This is a genomic window from Pantoea sp. Cy-639, from assembly GCF_011752525.1.
Classification (GTDB): domain Bacteria; phylum Pseudomonadota; class Gammaproteobacteria; order Pseudomonadales; family Pseudomonadaceae; genus Aquipseudomonas.
In genome coordinates this window covers 12,320-31,681 of record NZ_VWXI01000026.1, presented here as the reverse complement: position 1 = coordinate 31,681, position 19,362 = coordinate 12,320, and the positions used below count along the sequence as shown (strand labels likewise).

Sequence of the window (19,362 nt, the reverse complement as noted above, 5' to 3'; positions counted from 1 at the left end):
CGGACGCAAGCCTTGGCGGGGCAAGCCCGCTCCCATGCCGATCACGTGGGAGCGGGCTTGCCCCGCCAAGGGCGCGATCAGCCGCGGTGCCGGCCGCGGAAGTAGTTGATCAGGCCTTGGGTGGAGCCATCCTCGGCGTTGTCTTCCAGACTGCCGACCAGACGCTGGTACACGCCCTTGCCCAGTTCCTTGCCCAGTTCCACGCCCCACTGGTCGAAGGCGTTGATCCCCCAGATCACGCTCTGCACGAAGACCTTGTGCTCGTACATCGCCACCAGCGCGCCCAGGCGACGCGGACTGATGCGTTCGACCACCAGGGTGTTGCTCGGGCGGTTGCCCGGAATCACCTTGTGCGGTGCCAGCATGGCCACATCGGCTTCGTTGAGGCCCTTGGCGCGCAGCTCGGCCTCGGCTTCGGCGCGGGTCTTGCCGAGCATCAACGCCTGGCTCTGCGACAGGCAGTTGGCATACAGCCACTGGTGATGGTCGGCCACGGGGTTGAAACTCACCACCGGGACGATGAAGTCGGCCGGGATCAGCTGGGTGCCCTGGTGCAGCAACTGGTGATAGGCATGCTGGCCGTTGCAGCCGACGCCACCCCAGATCACCGGACCGGTGTCGGTCTTCACCGGGGTACCGTCTTGCAGCACGCTCTTGCCGTTGGACTCCATGTCCAGCTGTTGCAGGTGCTTGGTGATGTTGCGCAGGTAGTGATCGTACGGAAGGATCGCGTGGCTCTGCGCGCCCCAGAAGTTGCCGTACCACACCCCCAGCAGAGCCAGCAGCACCGGCATGTTCTTGTCGAACGGAGCGCTCTGGAAGTGCTGGTCCATGGTATAGGCACCGGACAGCAGCTCCTTGAAGTTGGCAGTGCCGATGGCCAGGGCAATGGGCAGGCCGATGGCCGACCACAGCGAATAGCGCCCGCCGACCCAGTCCCACATCGGGAAGATGTTCTCTTCGCGGATGCCGAAGGCCAGTGCCGCGGCCTTGTTGCTCGACACGGCGATGAAGTGGCGGTAGAGCTCGGCTTCCGAGCCGCCCTGGGCAAGGTACCAGGTGCGGGCGGCCATGGCGTTCTTCAGGGTCTCGAGGGTGTTGAACGACTTCGACGAGACGATGAACAGGGTGGTCTCGGCCCGCAGGTTGGCCGACAGTTCGTGGAATTCGCTGCCGTCGATGTTCGCCAGGTAGTGACAGCGCACGCCACGCTGGGCGTATGGCAGCAGGGCCTCGGAGACCAGCTCCGGGCCGAGGAACGAGCCGCCGATGCCGATGTTCACCACGTCGGTGATCGGCTTTTCGCTATAGCCGCGCCACAGGCCGTCATGGATGCGGCCGACCAGCTCGGTGATCTGGTTCAGCACCTTGTGTACTTCGGGCATCACATTGACGCCGTTGACGCTGAGCTTGTCGCCGACCGGGCGGCGTAGCGCGGTGTGCAGCACCGGGCGGCCTTCCGAGGCGTTGATGATCTCGCCGTTGAACATCGACTTGATGGCGGCTTCCAGGTCGACTTCCTTGGCCAGGTTCACCAACAGGTCGCGGGTCTGCTCGGTGATCAGGTTCTTCGAATAGTCGAGGAACAGTCCGCAGCTGCTCAGGGAGAACTGCTCGAAGCGCTTGCCGTCGGCGGCGAAGGCTTCGCGCATGCTGAAGCCCTGCATGGCGTCGCGGTGTTGCTGAAGCGCTTGCCAGGCAGGCAGCGCCGTCACATCGTGGGGTGTACGGTAATACGCCATTGCGGGTGGTTTCCTTGAGACATGGTCAAGTTACGACAGTGGCATTCATTGCCTGTTGCAAGCTGTCCATTATAGGCATTGGCCAGAAAGCGGGAATGGGAGGAAGGGGAGGCTGGGGATGAAATTTGTCGGTTGGCGCCGTCGCCGGCTCCCACGGGGAATGTTGCACATTCCGGGAGCCGGCGAGGCAGGCCCTGTTTCAGGCGCTCGGCGTTTCCAGGTGCAGGTACAGGTTGTCGATCAACCGTGTGTTGCCCAGGTAAGCCGCGGCAATCACCACCAGGTCACGGTCGTCGAGCTGCGCCGGGCGCAGCGTCACGGCATGACGCACTTCCAGGTAGTCCTTGCGCATCCCGGCGGCTTCGAGTTGCGCCTCGCCCCCGGCAATCAGCGCCGCATAGTCGCGCTGGCCACGGCGCAGGGCCTCGGCCATGCCGCTCAAGGTACGGTACAGCGCCGGGGCGGCGGCGCGTTGCTCCGGGGTCAGGTAGCCATTGCGCGAGGACAACGCCAGGCCGTCTTCGGCACGTACGGTCGGTTCGCCGATGATCTGGACCGGCATGTTCAGGTCACGGACCATGGCGCGAATGACCGCCAGTTGCTGGAAGTCCTTCTCGCCGAACACGGCAAGGTCGGGCTGGACCATGTTGAACAGCTTGCTGACGACGGTCGCCACGCCTTCGAAGTGTCCGGGACGGCTGGCGCCGCACAGGCCTTCGGACAGGTGCGGCACGCTGACCCGGGTCTGTACGCTCATGCCGTCGGGGTACATTTCCTCGACGGTGGGGGCGAACAGCAGGTGGCAGCCAGCCTGGAGCAGTCTCTCCTGGTCGGCGGCGAGGGTGCGCGGGTACTTGTCGAGGTCCTCGCCGGCGCCGAACTGCAGCGGGTTGACGAAGATGCTGGCGACCACGAAGTCGGCACGCTGGGCAGCCTTGGTGACCAGTGCGGCGTGGCCGCTGTGCAGGTTGCCCATGGTCGGCACGAAGGCGATGCGTTTACCTTCGCCGCGAGCACGGGCCACGGCGGCGCGCAGCTCCCGGACGGTCTTGACGGTATTCATGCGCTGAACCCATGTTCACTGGCAGGGAAACTGACGTCCTTGACCGCCTGCACATAGGCGGCGAGGGCACCCTGGATGTCTGGCTGGCCAGCCATGAAGTTCTTCACGAACTTCGGCACACGGCCGCTCAGGGACAACCCGAGCATGTCGTGCAGGACCAGCACCTGGCCATCGGTGGCGCTACCGGCGCCGATGCCGATCACCGGGATGGAGACCGCCTGGGTGATTTCCGCCGCTAGTTCGCTGGGCACGCATTCGAGCAGCAGCATGGCCGCGCCGGCTTGCTCCAGGGCGATGGCGTCGGCGCGCATCTGCCGCGCCTGGGCTTCCTGGCGACCCTGGACCTTGTAGCCGCCGAGCACGTTGACGGTCTGTGGGGTCAGGCCCATGTGCGCGCACACTGGCACGCCGCGGTCGGCCAGCAGGCGGATGGTCTCGGCCAGCCAGGCAGCGCCTTCGATCTTCACCATGTGGGCGCCGGCACGCATCAGCTGGGCGGCGTTGGCGAAGGCCAGTTCGGTGGTGGCGTGGGCCATGAACGGCAGGTCGGCGAGGATCAGCGCACCGTCGTTGCCGCGTTTGACGCAGGCGGTGTGGTACGCCATGTCTTCGGTGGTTACCGGCAGGGTGCTGTCATGGCCTTGCAGGACCATGCCCAGCGAGTCACCCACCAGCAGTACTTCGACGCCGGCCTGGCTGGCGGCCTTGGCGAAGGTCGCGTCGTAGCAGGTCAGCATGGTGATTTTTTCACCCTTGGCCTTGAGGCCGTTGAGGGTGGTCAGGGTTACTTCAGGCATGTAGGGGAATCCTCGTTCAGGCGCTGTGAAACAACTGCGTACAACGCGTGTATTCATCTTCCGGAGCGGCACATCATCGTTTGTGATGTTCGGGCGCAGGTCCGTCCGAGCCTAAATAGGTGATGGCGGCAGCGTATCGCCGCGGGACGCCTATAGTCGTGAGCGAGGTGGGGGAAGTCAATGATCCGTGTTACCGCAATGTTACGGCGAGGGTGTTACTGGCGTTACCCTCGCCTGTAACACCCGTCCTAGAGGCGTTCCAGGCCGACGAACGGACAGTCCTGGAGCAACTGCGCGAGGCTGCGGCCATCGGCGAGACGGAAGTCGGCGGGTACCAGCTCGGCTAGCGGGTAGAGCACGAAGGGGCGCGCCTGCATGTGGTAGTGCGGCACTTTCAGGCGGGGCTCGTCGATGACCTGGTCACCGAACAGCAGCATGTCGAGGTCGAGGGTACGCGGTCCCCAGCGCTCTTTGCGCACCCGGCCCTGGTCGTGCTCGATGCCCTGCAGCGCGTCGAGCAACGCCAGCGGCGCCAACGACGTGTCAAGGGCGGCCACGGCGTTGGTGAAGCGGGGGTGCCCAGGTAGCAACGAGTCGCTGGTGTACAGGGCGGAGGCTGCCGCCAGGCGGCTCTCGGGAATCTGGTCGAGGGCCCGCAGGGCGCTGCGCAGTTGCTCGGCAGGCTCATCGAGGTTGCTGCCCAGGCCGATGAAGGCGCGGGTGCTCATGCTCAATCCCACGTCTGGTCGTCTTCACGCTTGCGCTTGCTGGGGCTGCGCTTGCGTTTGCGTGGAGCGGCACTGGCGCCATCGTCACGGCTGCCCAGCTCGCGGATCATCTCGCGGCGTTGGCTGTCGTTGGCGTCCTGGTAGTCGGTCCACCACTGGCCCAGGCCGTCGGTCTCCTCGCCGGCGCTTTCACGCAGCAGCAGGAAGTCGTAGCCGGCGCGGAAGCGCGGGTTGTCGAGCATCATGTCGGCGCGCTTGCCGCTGCGTCGTGGCAGGCGCTCCTGCATGTCCCAGATCTCGCGGATCGGCAGGGTGAAACGCTTGGGAATGGCAATGCGCTGGCACTGTTCGGCGATCAGGTCGTGGGCCGCGCCGTTCATGGCCGGGATCGGCGGCACGCCTTGGCTCTGCAGGTACAGCGCACGGCCCGGCAGGGCAGGCCAGAGCAGGGCGGCGAACAGGAAGGCAGGGGTGACCGGCTTGCCTTGCTTGACGCGCAGGTCGGTGTTGCTCAGGGCCTGGCTGATCAAGGTGTGGGTGTAGGTCGGACGCTCTTCGAGTGCGTGGCTGCTGGCCGGGAACAGCGGTTCGAACAGTTCCAGGTCGACCAGCATCTCGAAGGCGATGGCACCCTGGCCGTTGAGGAACAGCTTGAGGGTTTCCTCGAACAGGCGCGCCGGGGGAATCTCGCGCAGCAGCTTGGCCAGTTCGCGGATCGGCTGCACGGTGTGCTTTTCGATGCCGAAGTCCAGCTTGGCGGCGAAGCGCACCGCGCGCAGCATGCGCACCGGGTCTTCCTGGTAGCGGTGTGTCGGATCGCCGATCAGGCGCAACAGGCGGTTGCGGATGTCGTGGACACCGTTGGCGTAGTCGAGGATGCGCTCGCTGACCGGATCGTAGTACAGGGCGTTGATGGTGAAGTCACGGCGCTGCGCGTCTTCCTCCAGGGTGCCGTACACGTTGTCGCGCAGGATGCGGCCGCTGGCATTGTGCGACGAACGGTGGCTGTCGGCCTGGTCCTCGTCGGAATGCGGGGCGCGGAAGGTGGCGACTTCGATGATCTCACGGCCGAAATGCACGTGGACCAGCTTGAAGCGCCGACCAATGATACGGGCGTTGCGGAACTCGGCACGCACCTGCTCGGGGGTGGCGCTGGTGGCGACGTCGAAGTCCTTGGGCGTGATGCCCAGCAGCAGGTCGCGCACGCAGCCACCGACCAGGTAGGCCTGGTAGCCGGCCGCCTGGAGGCGCTCGACGATGCCCACGGCGTGGCGGCTGAACTGGCTGCGCTGCAGCGAGTGCTGGCTCTTGTTGATCACTTCAGGCGTGGTGCGCCTGTGGTGCTGGCCACGAACGGGCGGGCGGAACGACTGGAACAGCTTCTTCAGCATGGGATGCACTGTTTGAAGGAATGATCGGCCAAGGATAGGAGAATGGCCGCATGATGGGCGGGGATTCTAGCATTTACTGGGGGAATGGTGTAGGCGGTATGCCGAGCGTGATTCGCGCGGGGGAGAAACGACATGGGGAGCCGAAGCTCCCCACCAAGTCGTTGTGTGCTCTTATTGTTTTTTTGTTGGGCTTCTTGTTTTTGTTGAGTGCCCTGTCCGCAAGCTCAAGGCTTGTGGACGACCCCCAAACCAGGGGGTGAAGAGCAAACGGATTGCTTTGGTCGCCGAGATGATGTTGATCTGTCGATCCAATCAGTTCAGGTGCTGCTTTTGAGTGCAGTTTTTGTTGTTCTCTGCCTGATCGTGGGGCAAGCCCCAAACACAACTCCTCTCCAAAAGAATCAGTTAGCTGCGCCTCCGCCGTCTTGTTCTTATTGTGCGTGAGTCGTTTCGTCTTGTTCTTATTTTGAGTTGCAGTGCTTGTTATTGTTCTTGTACCAAAGATATAGCAGGTGCCGTGCCAACTTTTGAAAGCCCAATGATTCCGGGGCTTTCGGCGTTTTTGAGTGATTCAGGGGCAGGGCAAATGTAGAAATTTCGTTACCGTATGCCTCGGAGACTGTTACGTCTGACAGCTTGGGTAACAGATTTGCGCAAAGACTGATGTGCTACCGCACAAACGCATCGCGGGCGATGCGTCGACCCGACAAGCCCGCTCCCACGACAGTAGGTGCAGGCTTGCCCCCGAGGGGACGCGTCGAATCAGTTGTCGCTGGTGACGTTGCTCTTGCGCCGTGGAATGCCCAGGCGCTGGCGGCGTTCCCACAGGCACTTGCGGCTGACACCCAGCTTGCGGGCCAGCTCGGTCTCGGTCATGTGGTCCTGGTGCTCAAGGACGAAATGCTGGAAGTAGTCTTCCAGCGAAAGGTCTTCGGTCGGTTCGTGGCTGGCGCTGTTGGCGGCGCTACCAGCCAGGGTCGGCAGGTTGTCCAGGACATCGTCGTCTTCCAGGTCGCTCAGTTCGATGTCGATACCCAGCAGGTCGGCGGAAATTTCCGCGCTCTCGCTGAGAATGACCGCGCGCTCCACGGCGTTTTCCAGTTCGCGCACGTTACCTGGCCAGCTGTAGTGACGGATGGCCTGTTCGGCCTCGCTGGAGAAGTGCAGGTCATCGCGGCCGATGCGGGCGCTCTGACGGGCGAGGAAAGCGCTGGCGATCTCGTTGACGTCACTGCCGCGTTCGCGCAGGGCCGGCAGCTTGAGGGCGATCACGTGCAGGCGGTAGTAGAGGTCTTCACGGAACTGCCCGGCCTTGGCCAGGTTCTTCAGGTCGCGGTGGGTGGCGGCGATCAGGCGGACATCGACCTTTTGCGACTGCACCGAGCCGACCCGGCGGATCTCGCCTTCCTGCAGTACCCGCAGCAGGCGGGCCTGGGCCTCCAGCGGCAATTCACCGATTTCGTCGAGGAACAGGGTGCCACCGTCGGCGGCTTCGACCAGGCCGGCACGACCGGCACTGGCACCGGTGAATGCGCCTTTCTCGTGGCCGAACAGTTCGGATTCGATCAGGGTTTCCGGAATCGCCGCGCAGTTCACCGAAATCATCGGTGCCTTGGCGCGTCGCGAGAGGTTGTGCAGGGCACGGGCCACCAGTTCCTTGCCGGTCCCCGATTCGCCCTGGATCAGCACGTTGGAGTCGGTGGGCGCCACCTTGCGGATCTTCACGAACATTTCCTGCATCGGCGGGCACGAGCCGATGATGCCGATCTCGCCATTCGCGGGCGTGCTGGCGGCCTTGCCGTTGCCGGCCGCAGTGGCGACGCGGGGCTCGGCGCTGGGCGCAGGAGCCGGGGCATCCTGGCGGTCGCGCAGGATACGGGCGACGGCCTGGAGCATCTCGTCATGGTCGAATGGCTTGGCGATGTAGTCGACTGCGCCCATTTTCATCGAGTCCACCGCCGAGCGCAGGCTGGCGTAACTGGTCATGATCAGTACCGGGGTGCCTTGGCCGAGCTTGATCAGCTCGGTGCCCGGGGCGCCCGGCAGGCGCAGGTCGCTGACGATCAGGTCGAAGGTGGCAATGCTGAAGCGTTCCTGGGCTTCCTGCACCGAGCCGGCTTCGCTGACCTGGTACTGATTTCGTTCGAGCAGGCGACGCAGGGCCGAGCGGATGATGGTTTCGTCTTCGACGATCAGAATGTGCGGCATTGATTCAATTCTCTCGACGGTCTCGAATTTCAGGGGACGTCGCTACGACATGCCGGGGCAGGGTCACGCGGATCCGGGTACCACGTTGGCGCTCGATGTCGGCCGGGCTGTCGATGGTGATTTGCCCATAATGCTCTTCCACGATGGAATAGACCAGTGCGAGCCCCAGTCCGGTTCCTTCCCCCGGATCCTTGGTGGTGAAGAAGGGTTCGAACAGGCGGTCGACGATGTTCTTGGGAATTCCACTGCCTTCGTCCTCGACGATCAGGTCGACGGTGTGCTCGCTGCTTTCGCTGCGCACGCGCACGGCGCTGCCGGGCGGCGAGGCGTCACGGGCATTGGAGAGCAGGTTGATCAGGACCTGGGCCAGGCGTTGCGGGTCGCCCTCGACCCAGTGTTCCGGATCGCAGAGGTTGAAGAACTGCACCTCGAAGTTGCGCCGGTTCAACGCCAGCAGGCCAATGGCGTCCTGCGCCACTTCGGCCAGGCACACCGGCTCCTCGCTGTTCTGCTGGCTGCCACCGGCATGGGCGAAGCTCATCAGCGACTGGACGATGCGCGACACGCGCTTGGTCTGCTCGAGAATCTGGCTGGACAACTCGATGATCTCGCCGTCGCCTTCGCGCTCTTCGCGCAGGTTCTGCGCCAGGCAGGCGATGCCGGTGATCGGGTTGCCGATCTCGTGGGCCACCCCGGCCGCCAGGCGGCCGATGCTGGCCAGGCGTTCGGAGTGCACCAGCTTGTCTTCCAGAGCCTGGGTCTCGGTGAGGTCCTCGACCAGCAGCACCAGGCCGCTGTTGCCCGGTGCCAGCGGCTCGTCGATAGCCGCCTTGTGCAGGTTGAGCCAGCGTGGCTGGCCATCGAGGGCCAGGCGCTGCTTGTGCAGGTGTTCGTCGGGGACATCGATGAAGCCCTGCAGCAAGCCGCGCCAGGGTTCGGCGATGGTCACCAGGCGCGAGCCGACCACATGCTTGGCGGCGATGCCGGTGAGCTCCTCCATGGCCTTGTTCCACATCAGGATCTCCTGGTCCTTGGCCAGCGAGCACACGCCCATGGGCAGTTCCTGGAGGGTCTGGCGGTGGTAGCGGCGCAGGGCATCGAGTTCGGCAGCAAGCCCGGTAAGCCGTGAGTGGTAGTCCTCGAGGCGGCTCTCGATGAAGTGGATGTCCTCGGTGACGTAGTTTTCGTTGCCGGATTTGTAGGGCAGGAAGGTTTCCACCATGTCCTGCGCCACGCTCGGGCCCATCAGGCCGGAGAGGTTGGCCTCGATGCGGTCGCGCAGGCGGCGCAGGGCATAGGGGCGGCGCTCGTCGAACGGCAGGTAGAGGTCGCGCAGGGCCTGCTCGACTTCCTTCTGCGCCGCCTTGGCCCCCAGCGGCTTGGCCAACTGGGTGGCGAACTCCTGGGGCGAGGCGGCGTGCAGCTCGCGCCGCTGCGGACGACGCACGTTGTCCACCGCGCAGGCTTCAGCGGCGCTGACCTCTTCGCTGCTGGCGTTGGTGAACAGCGAAATCAGGGTGAACAGCAGGACGTTGGCTGCCAGCGAAGCGATGGCAGCCATGTGCCAGCTGGTGTCGTCCAGCACGTAGATCATGTCCAGCAGCGGGATATAGAAGCCCTGCAGGTTGCCCAGCAACGGCAACAGCATGGTCACCATCCACACCAGCGTGCCCGCCAGTAGCCCGGCAATGAAGCCGCGACGGTTGGCGGTCGGCCAGTACAGCACCGAGAGCACGCCCGGCAGGAACTGCAAGGTAGCGACGAAGGCGACGATGCCCAGGTTGGCCAGGCTCTGGTGGTTGCTCTGGGTGAGGTAGAAGGCGAAACCGGCGGTGATGATGGCGACGATCAGCGCCCGGCGGGTCCATTTCAGCCAGCGGTAGATGTTACCTTCGGCCGGAGGCTGGTACAGCGGCAGCACCAGGTGGTTCAGCGCCATGCCCGACAGCGCCAGGGTGGTGACGATGATCAGCCCGCTGGCAGCGGACAACCCACCGATGTAGGCCAGCAGCGCCAGCGCCTCGTTGTCGGCGGCGATGCCCAGGCCCAGGGTGAAGTACTCGGGGTTGGTGCTGGCGCCCAGGCGCAGGCCGGCCCACAGCACCAGCGGCACGGCCAGGCTCATCAGCAGCAGGAACAGCGGCAGGCCCCAGCTGGCGCTGACCAGCGAACGCGGACTGAGGTTTTCGGTGAAGGCCATGTGGTACATGTGCGGCATGACGATCGCCGAGGCGAAGAACACCAGCAGCAGGGTCCGCCATGGGCCTTCTTGCAACGGTGTGTGCAGGGCGGCGAGAGCGGTCTGGTTCTGCAGCAGCCAGACCTCCAGCCCATGCGGGCCGCCGAACACGCCATACAGCGCATACAGGCCGACGCCGCCCAGGGCCACGAGCTTGATCACCGACTCGAAGGCGATGGCGAATACCAGCCCCTCGTGTTTCTCTCGGGTGGCGATATGGCGCGAACCGAAGAAGATGGTGAACAGCACGATCAGCACGCAGAAGGCGAATGCCACGCGAGCCTTCACCGGTTCGCCGGTGAGGATGCTGATCGAGTCGGCCACCGCCTGGATCTGCAAGGCCAGCAGCGGCAGCACGCCGATCAGCATGATCACCGTGGTCAGCGCGCCGGCCCAGGTGCTGCGAAAACGGAACGCCAGCAGGTCGGCCAGCGACGAGAGCTGGTAGGTACGAGTGATCTTGAGGATCGGGTAGAGCAGCACCGGGGCCAGCAGGAACGCCCCCGACACCCCCAGGTAGCAGGCCAGGAAACCGTAGCCGTACTGGTAGGCCAGGCCCACCGAACCATAGAAGGCCCAGGCACTGGCGTAGACCCCCAGCGACAGGGTGTAGGTCAGGGGATGGCGGATGATCGCGCGCGGGATCAGCCCGCGCTCGCTGATCCAGGCCACACCGAACAGCACCAGCAGGTACGCGGCACTGATCAGGATCATCTGGGTCAGGCTAAAGCTCATCGGCATCTCGTTGGCTCTGCAGGATGAAGGTGACGACGATGAGGATCAGCCAGAGCAGGTAGGGGCGGTACCAGGCTCCAGTCGGCTCGATCCACCAGTCCATGATGGCTGGGGAGAACAGGTAGATCCCCACGACCAGAAGCAGGACCAAACGATAGATGTACATGCTGGCCTCGAAGGTTGGGCGCTGCGGGCTTGGACTTATTATTGGCGCAAATGGCTGCGGCGATGCTAGCGGGAATCGGGGCTGTTAGCCAAGGGTTTGAATTCGTTGGGCTTTTGAGTCTGGTTTCGCAGGTTTTGACTCTGTCGTGGGGCCATAGGCATCGTGGGCGCGGCTTGCCCCGCGCCAGGACCGGGGCTGCTTCAGCGCAAATCAGCTTCAGGCACGCTCATCTGCCGGGCAATGTTCTCTGGCCGCCACTGCTGCCGCGCCACCGCCAGCACCTCGGCCGGGCTTGCGCCTTGCAGCCCGCTGTCGGCCGTCTGTCCTAGCGCCCGCAGCGCCCTGAGCAGCAACGGCGTGGCCTGACCCGCCTCCAGTGGCGGCGAGCGGTACGACTTGCCCAACTTGTGCCCATCGGGCTGCACGATCAGCGGAATATGCAGGTAGCGCGGCTGCGAGAAGCCCAGCAGCTCTTGCAGGTACAGCTGGCGTGGGGTGTTGTCCAGCAGGTCGGCGCCGCGCACGATGTCGGTGATCCCCTGCCAGGCATCGTCCAGCACCACCGCCAATTGATAGGCGTAGAGCCCATCGCGACGTTGGATGACGAAATCGCCGACCTCGCGACCCAGGTGTTGTTCGAACGGGCCTTGGACGCGGTCGGAGAAACGGTAGATCAGCTCCGGCACTCGCAGGCGGATTGCCGCGCCTTCACGTGGGTGGCCGGCGTTGCGGCAAAAGCCTGGGTAGATACCGTTGTGGCCTTCGAGCTGTTTGCGCGAACAGGTGCAGGCATAGGCCAGGCCCATGTTGAACAGGCGATCGACGACTGCGGCGTAGGCCTCATGTCGCTGGCTCTGGAACACCACCTCGGCGTCCCACTCCAGGCCGTAGCGTTCCAAGGTCTGCAGGATCGCATCACGGGCACCGGGCATTTCCCGGGGCGGGTCGGTGTCTTCCATGCGCAGCAGCCAGCGGCCATCGACAGCGCGAGCGTCGAGCCAGGAGGCGAGGGCGGCCACCAGTGAGCCGAAATGCAGGAAGCCGCTGGGGGTGGGGGCGAAGCGGCCGATGTAACGGACTTGGGTCATGGGCTATGCAAGCTATATAAATGAAGACGGGGCGTATCTGATGTGTGAGCGGGCTTGCCCCGCGATGACGTCGTGGAACCCGACATCTTCATCGCGGGACAAGCCCGCTCACACAACCAGTACGCCCCGTCTTTTCGGGATTCGGATCAGCCTTTGCCGACTGTCTTTTCCTTTTTCTCGGCGATTTCCTTGCAGTCGAAGCACAGGTCCGCGGTCGGACGGGCTTCCAGGCGGCGCAGGCCGATCTCGATGCCGCAGGAGTCGCACCAGCCGTATTCGTCGGCCTTGATCTTGTCGAGGGTCTTGTCGATCTTCTTGATCAACTTGCGCTCGCGATCACGGTTGCGCAGTTCCAGGGCGAACTCTTCTTCCTGGCTGGCACGGTCGGCCGGGTCAGGGAAGTTGGCTGCTTCATCCTTCATGTGGTCCACGGTGCGATCCACACTCACCATCAGCTCGCCTTTCCAGGCATTGAGGAGCTTGGTGAAGTGCTTTTTCATGGGCTCGCCCATGTACTCCTCACCCTTGGTCTCTACGTAGGGCTCGACACCGTACATGGTCTGGACTTTTTGCTTTTCTACGGTGGACATGAATAGACCGCCTCTCACTCATCTGATCCAATGCGCAGGCTTGCTTCCATCTCCGGCACCCGCCGGCCCTGCGACTGCGAGCCGCCGAACTTACCAGATAGATCCGGGGTGCGCTACCCCGCCCTGTGCCTGCTATTGACAGCGGCGCGGGCGGCACGTTCGCTGGCGCGCACGGGTAGAATCAACAGTCTAGACCCAATTGAGAGAAGGCCCATGACTCAGCCACACAGTGCGCGCAGTCGCGCCATCGAACCCTTCCACGTCATGGCCCTGCTGGCCCGTGCCAACGAGTTGCAGGCCGCCGGTCACGATGTGATCCACCTGGAGATCGGCGAGCCGGACTTCACCACTGCCGCGCCGATCGTCGCCGCCGGCCAGGCCGCGCTGGCGGCGGGGCATACCCGCTATACCGCGGCTCGTGGCCTGCCGCAGCTGCGCGAGGCGATCGCCGGGTTCTATGGCCAGCGTTACGGTGTGGACCTCGATCCAGAACGCGTGCTCATCACCCCAGGAGGCTCGGGAGCGCTGCTGTTGGCCAGCAGCCTGCTGGTCGATCCGGGCAAGCACTGGCTGCTGGCCGACCCGGGCTACCCGTGCAACCGGCATTTCCTGCGCCTGGTCGAAGGTGGCGCACAGCTGGTGCCCGTGGGGCCGGACGTCAATTACCAGCTGACCGCCGATCTGGTCGAGCGCTACTGGGACAAGGACACCGTCGGCGCCCTGGTGGCATCGCCGGCCAACCCCACCGGCACCGTGCTCGACCGCGCCGAGCTGGCCAGCCTGTCCAAGGCCACTCGTGAGCGCCACGGTCATCTGGTGGTGGACGAGATCTATCATGGCCTGACCTACGGCATGGACGCACCCAGTGTGCTGGAGGTCGACGATCAGGCCTTTGTCCTGAATAGTTTTTCCAAGTATTTCGGCATGACCGGCTGGCGCCTGGGTTGGCTGGTTGCGCCGCCATCGGCGATCGGTGACCTGGAGAAGCTGGCGCAGAACCTTTATATCAGTGCCCCAAGCATGGCCCAGCATGCCGCGCTGGCCTGTTTCCAGCCGGAAACCCTGGCGATTCTCGAGGCGCGTCGCGCGGAGTTCGCCCACCGGCGCGACTACTTGCTGCCCGCGCTGCGCGAGCTCGGTTTCGGCATTGCCGTCGAGCCCCAGGGGGCTTTCTACCTGTATGCCGATATCAGCGCCTTCGGTGGTGACGCTTTCGCCTTCTGCCGGCATTTCCTGGAGACCGAGCATCTGGCCTTCACCCCGGGCCTGGACTTTGGCCGTCACCAGGCCGGCCATCATGTGCGCTTCGCCTATACCCAGAGCCTGCCGCGCCTGGAGGAGGCGGTGCAGCGCATTGCCCGGGGCCTGCGGAGCTGGCAGGGCTGATGGTGTTTTTTCCTGAACTCGAACAGGCGCGCCTGTTGCGCCGCTATAAACGCTTTCTCGCCGATATCGAACTGGCCAATGGCGAGCAACTGACCATTCATTGCCCGAACACAGGCTCCATGCTCAATTGCATGCGTGAAGGCGGACAGGTGTGGTTCAGTCGCTCCAATGACCCCAAGCGCAAGTTGCCCGGTACCTGGGAGATCAGCGAAACGCCCCAGGGACGGCTGGCTTGCGTCAATACCGGGCGGGCCAATGCAGTGGTGGAGGAGGCGTTGCGCGCCGGTGTCATCACCGAGCTGGCCGGCTTCACCTTGCTCAAGCGCGAGGTACCCTACGGCGAGGAACGCAGCCGCATCGACTTCTACCTGGAGTATGCCGACGGCGCCAAGGCCTACGTCGAGGTCAAGAGCGTCACCCTCGGCTACCCCGACACACCCGTGGCGGCGTTTCCCGATGCGGTCACCCAGCGTGGTGCCAAGCACCTGCGTGAACTGGCCGCGCTGGCGCGCCAGGGTATCCGCGCGGTGCAACTGTACTGCGTGAACCTCACCGGCATCGAGGCTGTGCGCCCCGCCGAGGAGATCGACGCCGCCTATGCCCAGGCTTTGCGCGCCGCAGTGGCGGAAGGGGTCGAGGTGCTGGCCTACGGCACGCGGCTGGATGCGCGCGAGCTGGTGGTCGAGCGGGCCTTGCCGGTGCTGCTCAATCCGTGAGCCACAGCCCTCGGCTGTCTTCCAGGCAGTCGAGGGACTCCAGCCATTCCCCCGTGCATGGACCGGTCACGCATTCGCCGCTGTCGATCAGGAACTGTGCCCCGTGGTGCACGCACTGGATCAGTTGTCCGCTGTCGTCGAGAAAGTCGTCCTCGTGCCAATTCAGGGCGATGTCGCGGTGCGGGCAGCGGTTGCGGTAGAGGTGGACCTTGCCCTGGCGGCGCACGCCGAACAGCGATACGCCGGCTACGCTGAAAGCGCGGCAGCGGCCTTCGGCCAGGTCGGAGGAGATACAGAGAAAATGCATCGGCAGGAGGGTTTCCGGTCAAGTCGTGTGACAAAGGGATGGCTTGACGCTTCAATGCGAATAATTATCAAATTGACCGCATTCGCCGCGCCAGCCTGCCATGGTGCGCAGTTCCGCCGCTCGCCACAAGGCACGCGGCCAGTCCCCTGCAAAGGAATCCGATGATGCGTCGTCCCGCTGCCCTGGTTGCCCTGTGCGCCGTGCTCGCCTTGTCCACCCAGGCCCTGGCGGCCGAACTGCCACAGCGCTGGGTCAGTGCCGGTGGTGCCCTGAGTGAGTGGGTCAGCGCCCTGGGAGGCGAGCAGCGCCTGGTCGGCGTCGACACCACCAGCCAGCACCCGGCGTCGCTCAAGGCATTGCCCAGCATCGGCTACCAGCGCCAACTGTCGGCCGAAGGCATCCTCAGCCTGCGCCCCGATGTGCTGGTGGGCACCGATGAGATGGGGCCGCCGCCGGTGCTGGCGCAGATCCGCAACGCCGGCGTGCGTGTCGAACTGTTCTCGAGCAAGGCCGAGCTCGGCGCGGTGGACGATACACTCCACCACCTGGGGCAGTTGCTGGGCCGCGAATCGAAGGCGGCTGAGCTGGCTGCCGATTATCGTCAGCAACTGCAGCAACTGCAGGGGCAGATCAAGCAGGCCCAGACTGGCCAGGAGGCGCCGGGAGTTCTGTTGCTGGTCGGCCATGCCGGGGCCAAGCCGATGATCGCCGGGCAAGGGACCGCAGGTGACTGGGTGCTGCGTCAGGCCGGAGGTCGCAACCTGGCTGATCACCAGGGCTACAAGGACTTTTCCGTGGAGGCCCTGGCGGCGCTGAACCCGGATGTGGTGGTGTTCTCCGACCGTGCCCTGAGCGGTGAGCAGGCCTTGCAGGCGCTGCTCAAGCAGAACCCGGCCCTGGCGGTTTCTCGGGCTGCGCGTGAACGACGCCTGGTGTCATTCGACCCGACCCTGCTGGTCGGCGGGCTTGGGCCGCGCCTGCCGAGCGCCCTGCATGCACTTGCCGCCAGCTTCTATCCTGCTGCCAAGGCCAGCCTGAACCCATGAGGCAGCGTGTCCGGCCGCGTACGCTGTTCATTGCCCTGATCCTGCTGTGCCTGTCGGCGATCTGGCTGTCGCTGGCACTGGGCCCGGTCAGCCTGCCGCTGTTCGATACTTTGCGCGCCGGCTTGCGCCTGCTGGGCGTGCCTGTCACGGCCGAGGGCCTGGAGCAGGCCGAGATGATCCTTGGGCAGATCCGCCTGCCGCGTACCTTGCTGGGTTTGGCGGTGGGCGCGGTGCTGGCATTGTCCGGGGTGGCGATGCAGGGGCTGTTCCGCAATCCGCTGGCCGATCCAGGCTTGGTGGGCGTCGCCAGCGGCGCGGCCCTGGGGGCCGCGGTGGCTATCGTGGGGGGCAGTTGGCTGGGCGGGATGCCGGACAGGCTGGCGCCTTACCTGTTGTCGCTGTGTGCTTTCATCGGTGGGTTGGCGGTAACGGCGATGGTCTACCGGCTGGGGCGACGCGACGGGCAGACCAATGTGGCGACCATGCTCCTGGCCGGGGTTGCCATGACGGCCCTGGGGGGCTCGGCGGTAGGCCTGTTCACCTACCTGGCCGATGACGCGACCCTGCGTACCCTGACGTTCTGGAACCTGGGCAGTCTCAATGGTGCCAGCTACGAGCGCCTGTGGCCGTTGCTGCTGGTGGTGGTCGCGGTCGCGCTGTGGTTGCCGCGTCGGGCGCAGGCGCTCAATGCATTGCTGCTCGGTGAGTCCGAAGCCCGTCATCTGGGTGTCGATGTCGAAGGGCTCAAGCGCGAACTGGTGCTCTGCACGGCGCTGGGCGTGGGGGCCGCAGTGGCGGCAGCGGGGCTGATCGGCTTCATCGGCCTGGTGGTGCCACACCTGGTGCGGCTGCTGGCCGGGCCGGATCATCGCGTGTTGTTGCCGGCGTCGCTGCTGGCGGGCGGTACGCTGCTGCTGTTCGCCGACCTGGTTGCGCGCCTGGCACTGGCACCGGCGGAGCTGCCGATCGGCATCGTTACCGCGTTCATTGGCGCGCCGTTCTTTCTGTTCCTGCTGGTGAAGGGGCGTACCTGATGCTCGATGTCGAAAACCTGTGCCTCAAGCGTGCAGGCCAGGAAGTACTGCGCGATATCAGCCTGAAGTTGCACCCGGGGCAGATTCTGGGTGTGCTCGGCCCCAACGGCGCTGGCAAGAGCAGCCTGCTGGGCGCCTTGTGCGGCGAGCTGGCTCCCAGTGGCGGCCGTGTCCACCTTGATGGCCGCGCGCTGGCCGAGTGGGACGGGCCTGAACGTGCCCGGCGCCTGGCGGTGCTGCCACAGACCTCCAGCCTGGGGTTCGGTTTCAGTGTCGAGGAAGTTGTCGGCCTGGGGCGCCTGCCTCATGCCAGCGGGCAGCAACGCGATCGTGAAGTCATCGCGGCGGCGCTGAAGGCGGCGGACGCGCAGCACCTGGGGGAGCGCAGCTACCTGGCGTTGTCCGGCGGCGAGCGCCAGCGCGTGCACCTGGCCCGGGTGCTGGCCCAACTCTGGCCGGGCGAGGCCGGCACCACGCTGTTGCTCGACGAGCCAACCTCAGCGCTCGATCCATTGCACCAGCACACCACCCTGCAGGCCGTGCGTGATTTCGCCAACAATGGTGCGGCGGTGCTGGTGATCCTGCATGACCTGAACCTGGCCGCGCGCTACTGTGACCATATCCTGTTGCTGGAGCAGGGACGCTGCCACGCGCTCGACACACCGCAGCAGGTCCTGACGCCGACGGCGCTGCGCAGGGTGTTCGGCATCGATGTACTGGTCCAGCCACATCCGGAGCGCGGCCATCCGCTGATCATCACCCGCTAGGAGCCTGTGTCATGCGCCATCCCTTGTCGTGCGGCCTGTCACTCTGCCTGGCGCTGGTCTTGACGGGCTGTCAGGCCAGCTTGCCGACGCTGCCGGCCTGGCAGGGCAGCGAGGGGCGCGATCATGCGCAACTGGGGCAGATCCGTGACTTGTCCACAGGCCAGGTCGTGAGTCCGGAACAACTGGTCGAGCGCCTGGCCAGCGCACCACGGGTGCTGGTCGGCGAGAAACACGACAACCCCGATCACCATGCCCTGCAACTGTGGTTGTTGCGGGCACTGGACAGCCGACGCCCCCAGGGCAGCCTGTTGCTGGAGATGCTCCAGCCGGAGCAACAGGCGCGGGTCGATGCACAGCAGGGCAAGGCGTCGGTGGACCTGGCCAAGGCCCTTGACTGGCAGCCGGGATGGGACTGGGCGCTGTATGGGCCGATCGTGCGCGAGGCCTTGGCGCATGCCTATCCCTTGCTGGCCGCCAATCTGTCATCTGCCGAGGTCAGGGAGGCATATCGCCAGCCCGTCGCGCCATCCGGTACGTATTCCAGTGCGCCTGCGGTTCTTCAGGCCTTGCGTGAACAGGTGCGCGTCGGCCATTGCGACTTGCTGCCCCAGAGCCAGTTGCCAGCGATGCTGAGTGTCCAGCGGCAACGCGACCGGCGCATGGCCGAGCGTCTGCTGGCCGCGCCGCAGCCGGCGATGCTTTTCGCCGGGAGCTACCATGCCCGCAAGGACCTAGGCGTGCCCCTGCATCTGCGCGACCTGGGGGCCACGGGAGAAAGCATCGTGTTGCTGCTGGCGGAGGTCGGGGAGAAGGTCGAGCCGGGGATGGCTGACTACGTCTGGTATACGGTGGCATTGCCTGCACAGGATTATTGCGCGCAGTTGCGCAAGGGGCCCTGAATCGCAGGCAAAAAAAGACCCGGCAAAGTGCCGGGTCAATAACCGTGATTAGCCTGATGAGGAGATAATCTGAGCGTCCGAACCAGGGAGCATTCAGTTTATCCAACCAGTCTCGCGACCAGTTGCGATAATCATAACGATTCTCATTTCGCAGTCAATGCTTTCATGTGATTTATTTTTCGATTCGCTGCAATTGGCACTTCGCGTCGAGCTGCTGGTTCAGCGCCTGCTTGCGTTCGGCTGGCAGGTCGTTCCAGTGCATGTCGAGCAAAGCCCCCTCGATGGCGTACAGCAACACCTTCGAAGCCCGGAATCCTCGTGTCCGTACCGCCTGGTAGGCTCCCACCGCGCCCAGCCGACGAAGATCCGATGCACTGTGGATACCGACGGCGTGCAGCCACTGCGCGGAGGTCTTGCCAAGGTTCTTCAGATGCTGCAATTCATCGTTCATCGAGCCTCC

General features: G+C 64.8%; 18 protein-coding genes. 6 read left to right on the top strand and 12 right to left on the bottom strand.

Annotation, left to right across the window (positions count from 1 at the left end):
• Positions 1 to 77: 77 nt before the first annotated feature.
• The 10 genes from pgi to dksA form a co-directional block, all read right to left on the bottom strand.
• The gene (gene pgi / locus F3J43_RS22680; protein ID WP_166892458.1) at positions 78 to 1,742 is read right to left on the bottom strand and encodes a glucose-6-phosphate isomerase; all 1,665 of its coding nucleotides are present in this window, start codon (positions 1,740 to 1,742) and stop codon (positions 78 to 80) included.
• A gap of 199 nt (positions 1,743 to 1,941) precedes the next feature.
• On the bottom strand, positions 1,942 to 2,805 hold the full coding sequence (gene panC, locus F3J43_RS22675) for a pantoate--beta-alanine ligase (protein ID WP_166892455.1): 864 nt from the start codon (positions 2,803 to 2,805) through the stop codon (positions 1,942 to 1,944).
• Entirely contained in the window at positions 2,802 to 3,602 is an 801-nt protein-coding gene (gene panB / locus F3J43_RS22670; protein ID WP_166892450.1) for a 3-methyl-2-oxobutanoate hydroxymethyltransferase, read from the bottom strand. The genes panC and panB overlap by 4 nt, the downstream gene beginning before the upstream one ends.
• A 248-nt stretch (positions 3,603 to 3,850) precedes the next feature.
• Positions 3,851 to 4,330: a 2-amino-4-hydroxy-6-hydroxymethyldihydropteridine diphosphokinase gene (gene folK / locus F3J43_RS22665; protein WP_166892448.1), complete on the bottom strand. Its 480-nt coding sequence runs from the start codon at positions 4,328 to 4,330 to the stop codon at positions 3,851 to 3,853.
• 2 nt (positions 4,331 to 4,332) lie between these two features.
• On the bottom strand, positions 4,333 to 5,721 hold the full coding sequence (locus F3J43_RS22660; RefSeq protein WP_166892444.1) for a polynucleotide adenylyltransferase PcnB: 1,389 nt from the start codon (positions 5,719 to 5,721) through the stop codon (positions 4,333 to 4,335).
• A 762-nt stretch (positions 5,722 to 6,483) separates the two neighbouring features.
• Positions 6,484 to 7,929: a sigma-54-dependent transcriptional regulator gene (locus tag F3J43_RS22655; protein ID WP_166892441.1), complete on the bottom strand. Its 1,446-nt coding sequence runs from the start codon at positions 7,927 to 7,929 to the stop codon at positions 6,484 to 6,486.
• Between the two features lie 4 nt (positions 7,930 to 7,933).
• The gene (locus F3J43_RS22650; protein ID WP_166892438.1) at positions 7,934 to 10,903 is read right to left on the bottom strand and encodes a sensor histidine kinase; all 2,970 of its coding nucleotides are present in this window, start codon (positions 10,901 to 10,903) and stop codon (positions 7,934 to 7,936) included.
• Complete coding sequence (locus F3J43_RS22645) at positions 10,893 to 11,069, bottom strand: hypothetical protein (RefSeq protein ID WP_003250005.1); 177 nt, start codon at positions 11,067 to 11,069, stop codon at positions 10,893 to 10,895. The genes F3J43_RS22650 and F3J43_RS22645 overlap by 11 nt, the downstream gene beginning before the upstream one ends.
• A gap of 200 nt (positions 11,070 to 11,269) precedes the next feature.
• Positions 11,270 to 12,157: a tRNA glutamyl-Q(34) synthetase GluQRS gene (gene gluQRS, locus F3J43_RS22640; protein WP_166892435.1), complete on the bottom strand. Its 888-nt coding sequence runs from the start codon at positions 12,155 to 12,157 to the stop codon at positions 11,270 to 11,272.
• Positions 12,158 to 12,303: 146 nt separating this feature from the next.
• Entirely contained in the window at positions 12,304 to 12,747 is a 444-nt protein-coding gene (gene dksA / locus F3J43_RS22635) for an RNA polymerase-binding protein DksA (RefSeq protein ID WP_050706966.1), read from the bottom strand.
• Between the two features lie 213 nt (positions 12,748 to 12,960).
• Here dksA and F3J43_RS22630 point away from each other — a divergent pair, with 213 nt between their 5' ends.
• Positions 12,961 to 14,133, top strand: coding sequence for a pyridoxal phosphate-dependent aminotransferase (locus F3J43_RS22630; protein WP_166892431.1), 1,173 nt, complete (start codon positions 12,961 to 12,963; stop codon positions 14,131 to 14,133).
• A complete protein-coding gene (sfsA, locus tag F3J43_RS22625) occupies positions 14,133 to 14,849 on the top strand; it encodes a DNA/RNA nuclease SfsA (protein WP_166892428.1) in 717 nt (238 codons plus the stop codon). The genes F3J43_RS22630 and sfsA overlap by 1 nt, the downstream gene beginning before the upstream one ends.
• On the opposite strand, the gene F3J43_RS22620 is transcribed toward sfsA, so the two are convergent.
• The gene (locus F3J43_RS22620) at positions 14,839 to 15,156 is read right to left on the bottom strand and encodes a Rieske (2Fe-2S) protein (RefSeq protein ID WP_166892425.1); all 318 of its coding nucleotides are present in this window, start codon (positions 15,154 to 15,156) and stop codon (positions 14,839 to 14,841) included. The genes sfsA and F3J43_RS22620 overlap by 11 nt on opposite strands.
• A 164-nt stretch (positions 15,157 to 15,320) precedes the next feature.
• Here F3J43_RS22620 and F3J43_RS22615 point away from each other — a divergent pair, with 164 nt between their 5' ends.
• The 4 genes from F3J43_RS22615 to F3J43_RS22600 are packed head-to-tail and all read left to right on the top strand — an operon-like array spanning position 15,321 to position 18,902.
• Entirely contained in the window at positions 15,321 to 16,202 is an 882-nt protein-coding gene (locus F3J43_RS22615) for a heme/hemin ABC transporter substrate-binding protein (RefSeq protein WP_205298048.1), read from the top strand.
• Positions 16,199 to 17,236 carry a FecCD family ABC transporter permease gene (locus F3J43_RS22610; protein ID WP_166892418.1) on the top strand — a complete coding sequence of 346 codons (1,038 nt, stop codon included), beginning with the start codon at positions 16,199 to 16,201 and terminating at the stop codon, positions 17,234 to 17,236. Before F3J43_RS22615 ends, F3J43_RS22610 begins: the two co-directional genes overlap by 4 nt.
• Positions 17,236 to 18,003: a heme ABC transporter ATP-binding protein gene (locus F3J43_RS22605; protein WP_166892414.1), complete on the top strand. Its 768-nt coding sequence runs from the start codon at positions 17,236 to 17,238 to the stop codon at positions 18,001 to 18,003. Before F3J43_RS22610 ends, F3J43_RS22605 begins: the two co-directional genes overlap by 1 nt.
• An 11-nt stretch (positions 18,004 to 18,014) precedes the next feature.
• Positions 18,015 to 18,902, top strand: coding sequence for a ChaN family lipoprotein (locus tag F3J43_RS22600; RefSeq protein WP_166892410.1), 888 nt, complete (start codon positions 18,015 to 18,017; stop codon positions 18,900 to 18,902).
• A 172-nt stretch (positions 18,903 to 19,074) separates the two neighbouring features.
• Here the strand turns inward: F3J43_RS22600 and F3J43_RS22595 are convergent, their stop codons facing one another.
• Positions 19,075 to 19,353, bottom strand: a complete 279-nt coding sequence (locus tag F3J43_RS22595) for a TfoX/Sxy family protein (protein WP_166892406.1) — start codon at positions 19,351 to 19,353, stop codon at positions 19,075 to 19,077.
• Between the last annotated feature and the right edge of the window lie 9 nt (positions 19,354 to 19,362).

What these genes read in the sequence shown, in the direction of transcription:
- F3J43_RS22605 (WP_166892414.1), top strand. Translation starts at nt 17,236, where the DNA reads ATGCTCGATGTCGAAAACCTGTGCCTCAAGCGTGCAGGCCAGGAAGTA.
- F3J43_RS22655 (WP_166892441.1), bottom strand. Translation starts at nt 7,929, where the DNA reads ATGCCGCACATTCTGATCGTCGAAGACGAAACCATCATCCGCTCGGCC.
- F3J43_RS22600 (WP_166892410.1), top strand. Translation starts at nt 18,015, where the DNA reads ATGCGCCATCCCTTGTCGTGCGGCCTGTCACTCTGCCTGGCGCTGGTC.
- panC (WP_166892455.1), bottom strand. Translation starts at nt 2,805, where the DNA reads ATGAATACCGTCAAGACCGTCCGGGAGCTGCGCGCCGCCGTGGCCCGT.
- F3J43_RS22645 (WP_003250005.1), bottom strand. Translation starts at nt 11,069, where the DNA reads ATGTACATCTATCGTTTGGTCCTGCTTCTGGTCGTGGGGATCTACCTG.
- gluQRS (WP_166892435.1), bottom strand. Translation starts at nt 12,157, where the DNA reads ATGACCCAAGTCCGTTACATCGGCCGCTTCGCCCCCACCCCCAGCGGC.
- F3J43_RS22620 (WP_166892425.1), bottom strand. Translation starts at nt 15,156, where the DNA reads ATGCATTTTCTCTGTATCTCCTCCGACCTGGCCGAAGGCCGCTGCCGC.
- dksA (WP_050706966.1), bottom strand. Translation starts at nt 12,747, where the DNA reads ATGTCCACCGTAGAAAAGCAAAAAGTCCAGACCATGTACGGTGTCGAG.
- F3J43_RS22615 (WP_205298048.1), top strand. Translation starts at nt 15,321, where the DNA reads ATGCGTCGTCCCGCTGCCCTGGTTGCCCTGTGCGCCGTGCTCGCCTTG.
- F3J43_RS22610 (WP_166892418.1), top strand. Translation starts at nt 16,199, where the DNA reads ATGAGGCAGCGTGTCCGGCCGCGTACGCTGTTCATTGCCCTGATCCTG.
- panB (WP_166892450.1), bottom strand. Translation starts at nt 3,602, where the DNA reads ATGCCTGAAGTAACCCTGACCACCCTCAACGGCCTCAAGGCCAAGGGT.
- pgi (WP_166892458.1), bottom strand. Translation starts at nt 1,742, where the DNA reads ATGGCGTATTACCGTACACCCCACGATGTGACGGCGCTGCCTGCCTGG.
- sfsA (WP_166892428.1), top strand. Translation starts at nt 14,133, where the DNA reads ATGGTGTTTTTTCCTGAACTCGAACAGGCGCGCCTGTTGCGCCGCTAT.
- F3J43_RS22660 (WP_166892444.1), bottom strand. Translation starts at nt 5,721, where the DNA reads ATGCTGAAGAAGCTGTTCCAGTCGTTCCGCCCGCCCGTTCGTGGCCAG.
- F3J43_RS22650 (WP_166892438.1), bottom strand. Translation starts at nt 10,903, where the DNA reads ATGAGCTTTAGCCTGACCCAGATGATCCTGATCAGTGCCGCGTACCTG.
- F3J43_RS22630 (WP_166892431.1), top strand. Translation starts at nt 12,961, where the DNA reads ATGACTCAGCCACACAGTGCGCGCAGTCGCGCCATCGAACCCTTCCAC.
- folK (WP_166892448.1), bottom strand. Translation starts at nt 4,330, where the DNA reads ATGAGCACCCGCGCCTTCATCGGCCTGGGCAGCAACCTCGATGAGCCT.
- F3J43_RS22595 (WP_166892406.1), bottom strand. Translation starts at nt 19,353, where the DNA reads ATGAACGATGAATTGCAGCATCTGAAGAACCTTGGCAAGACCTCCGCG.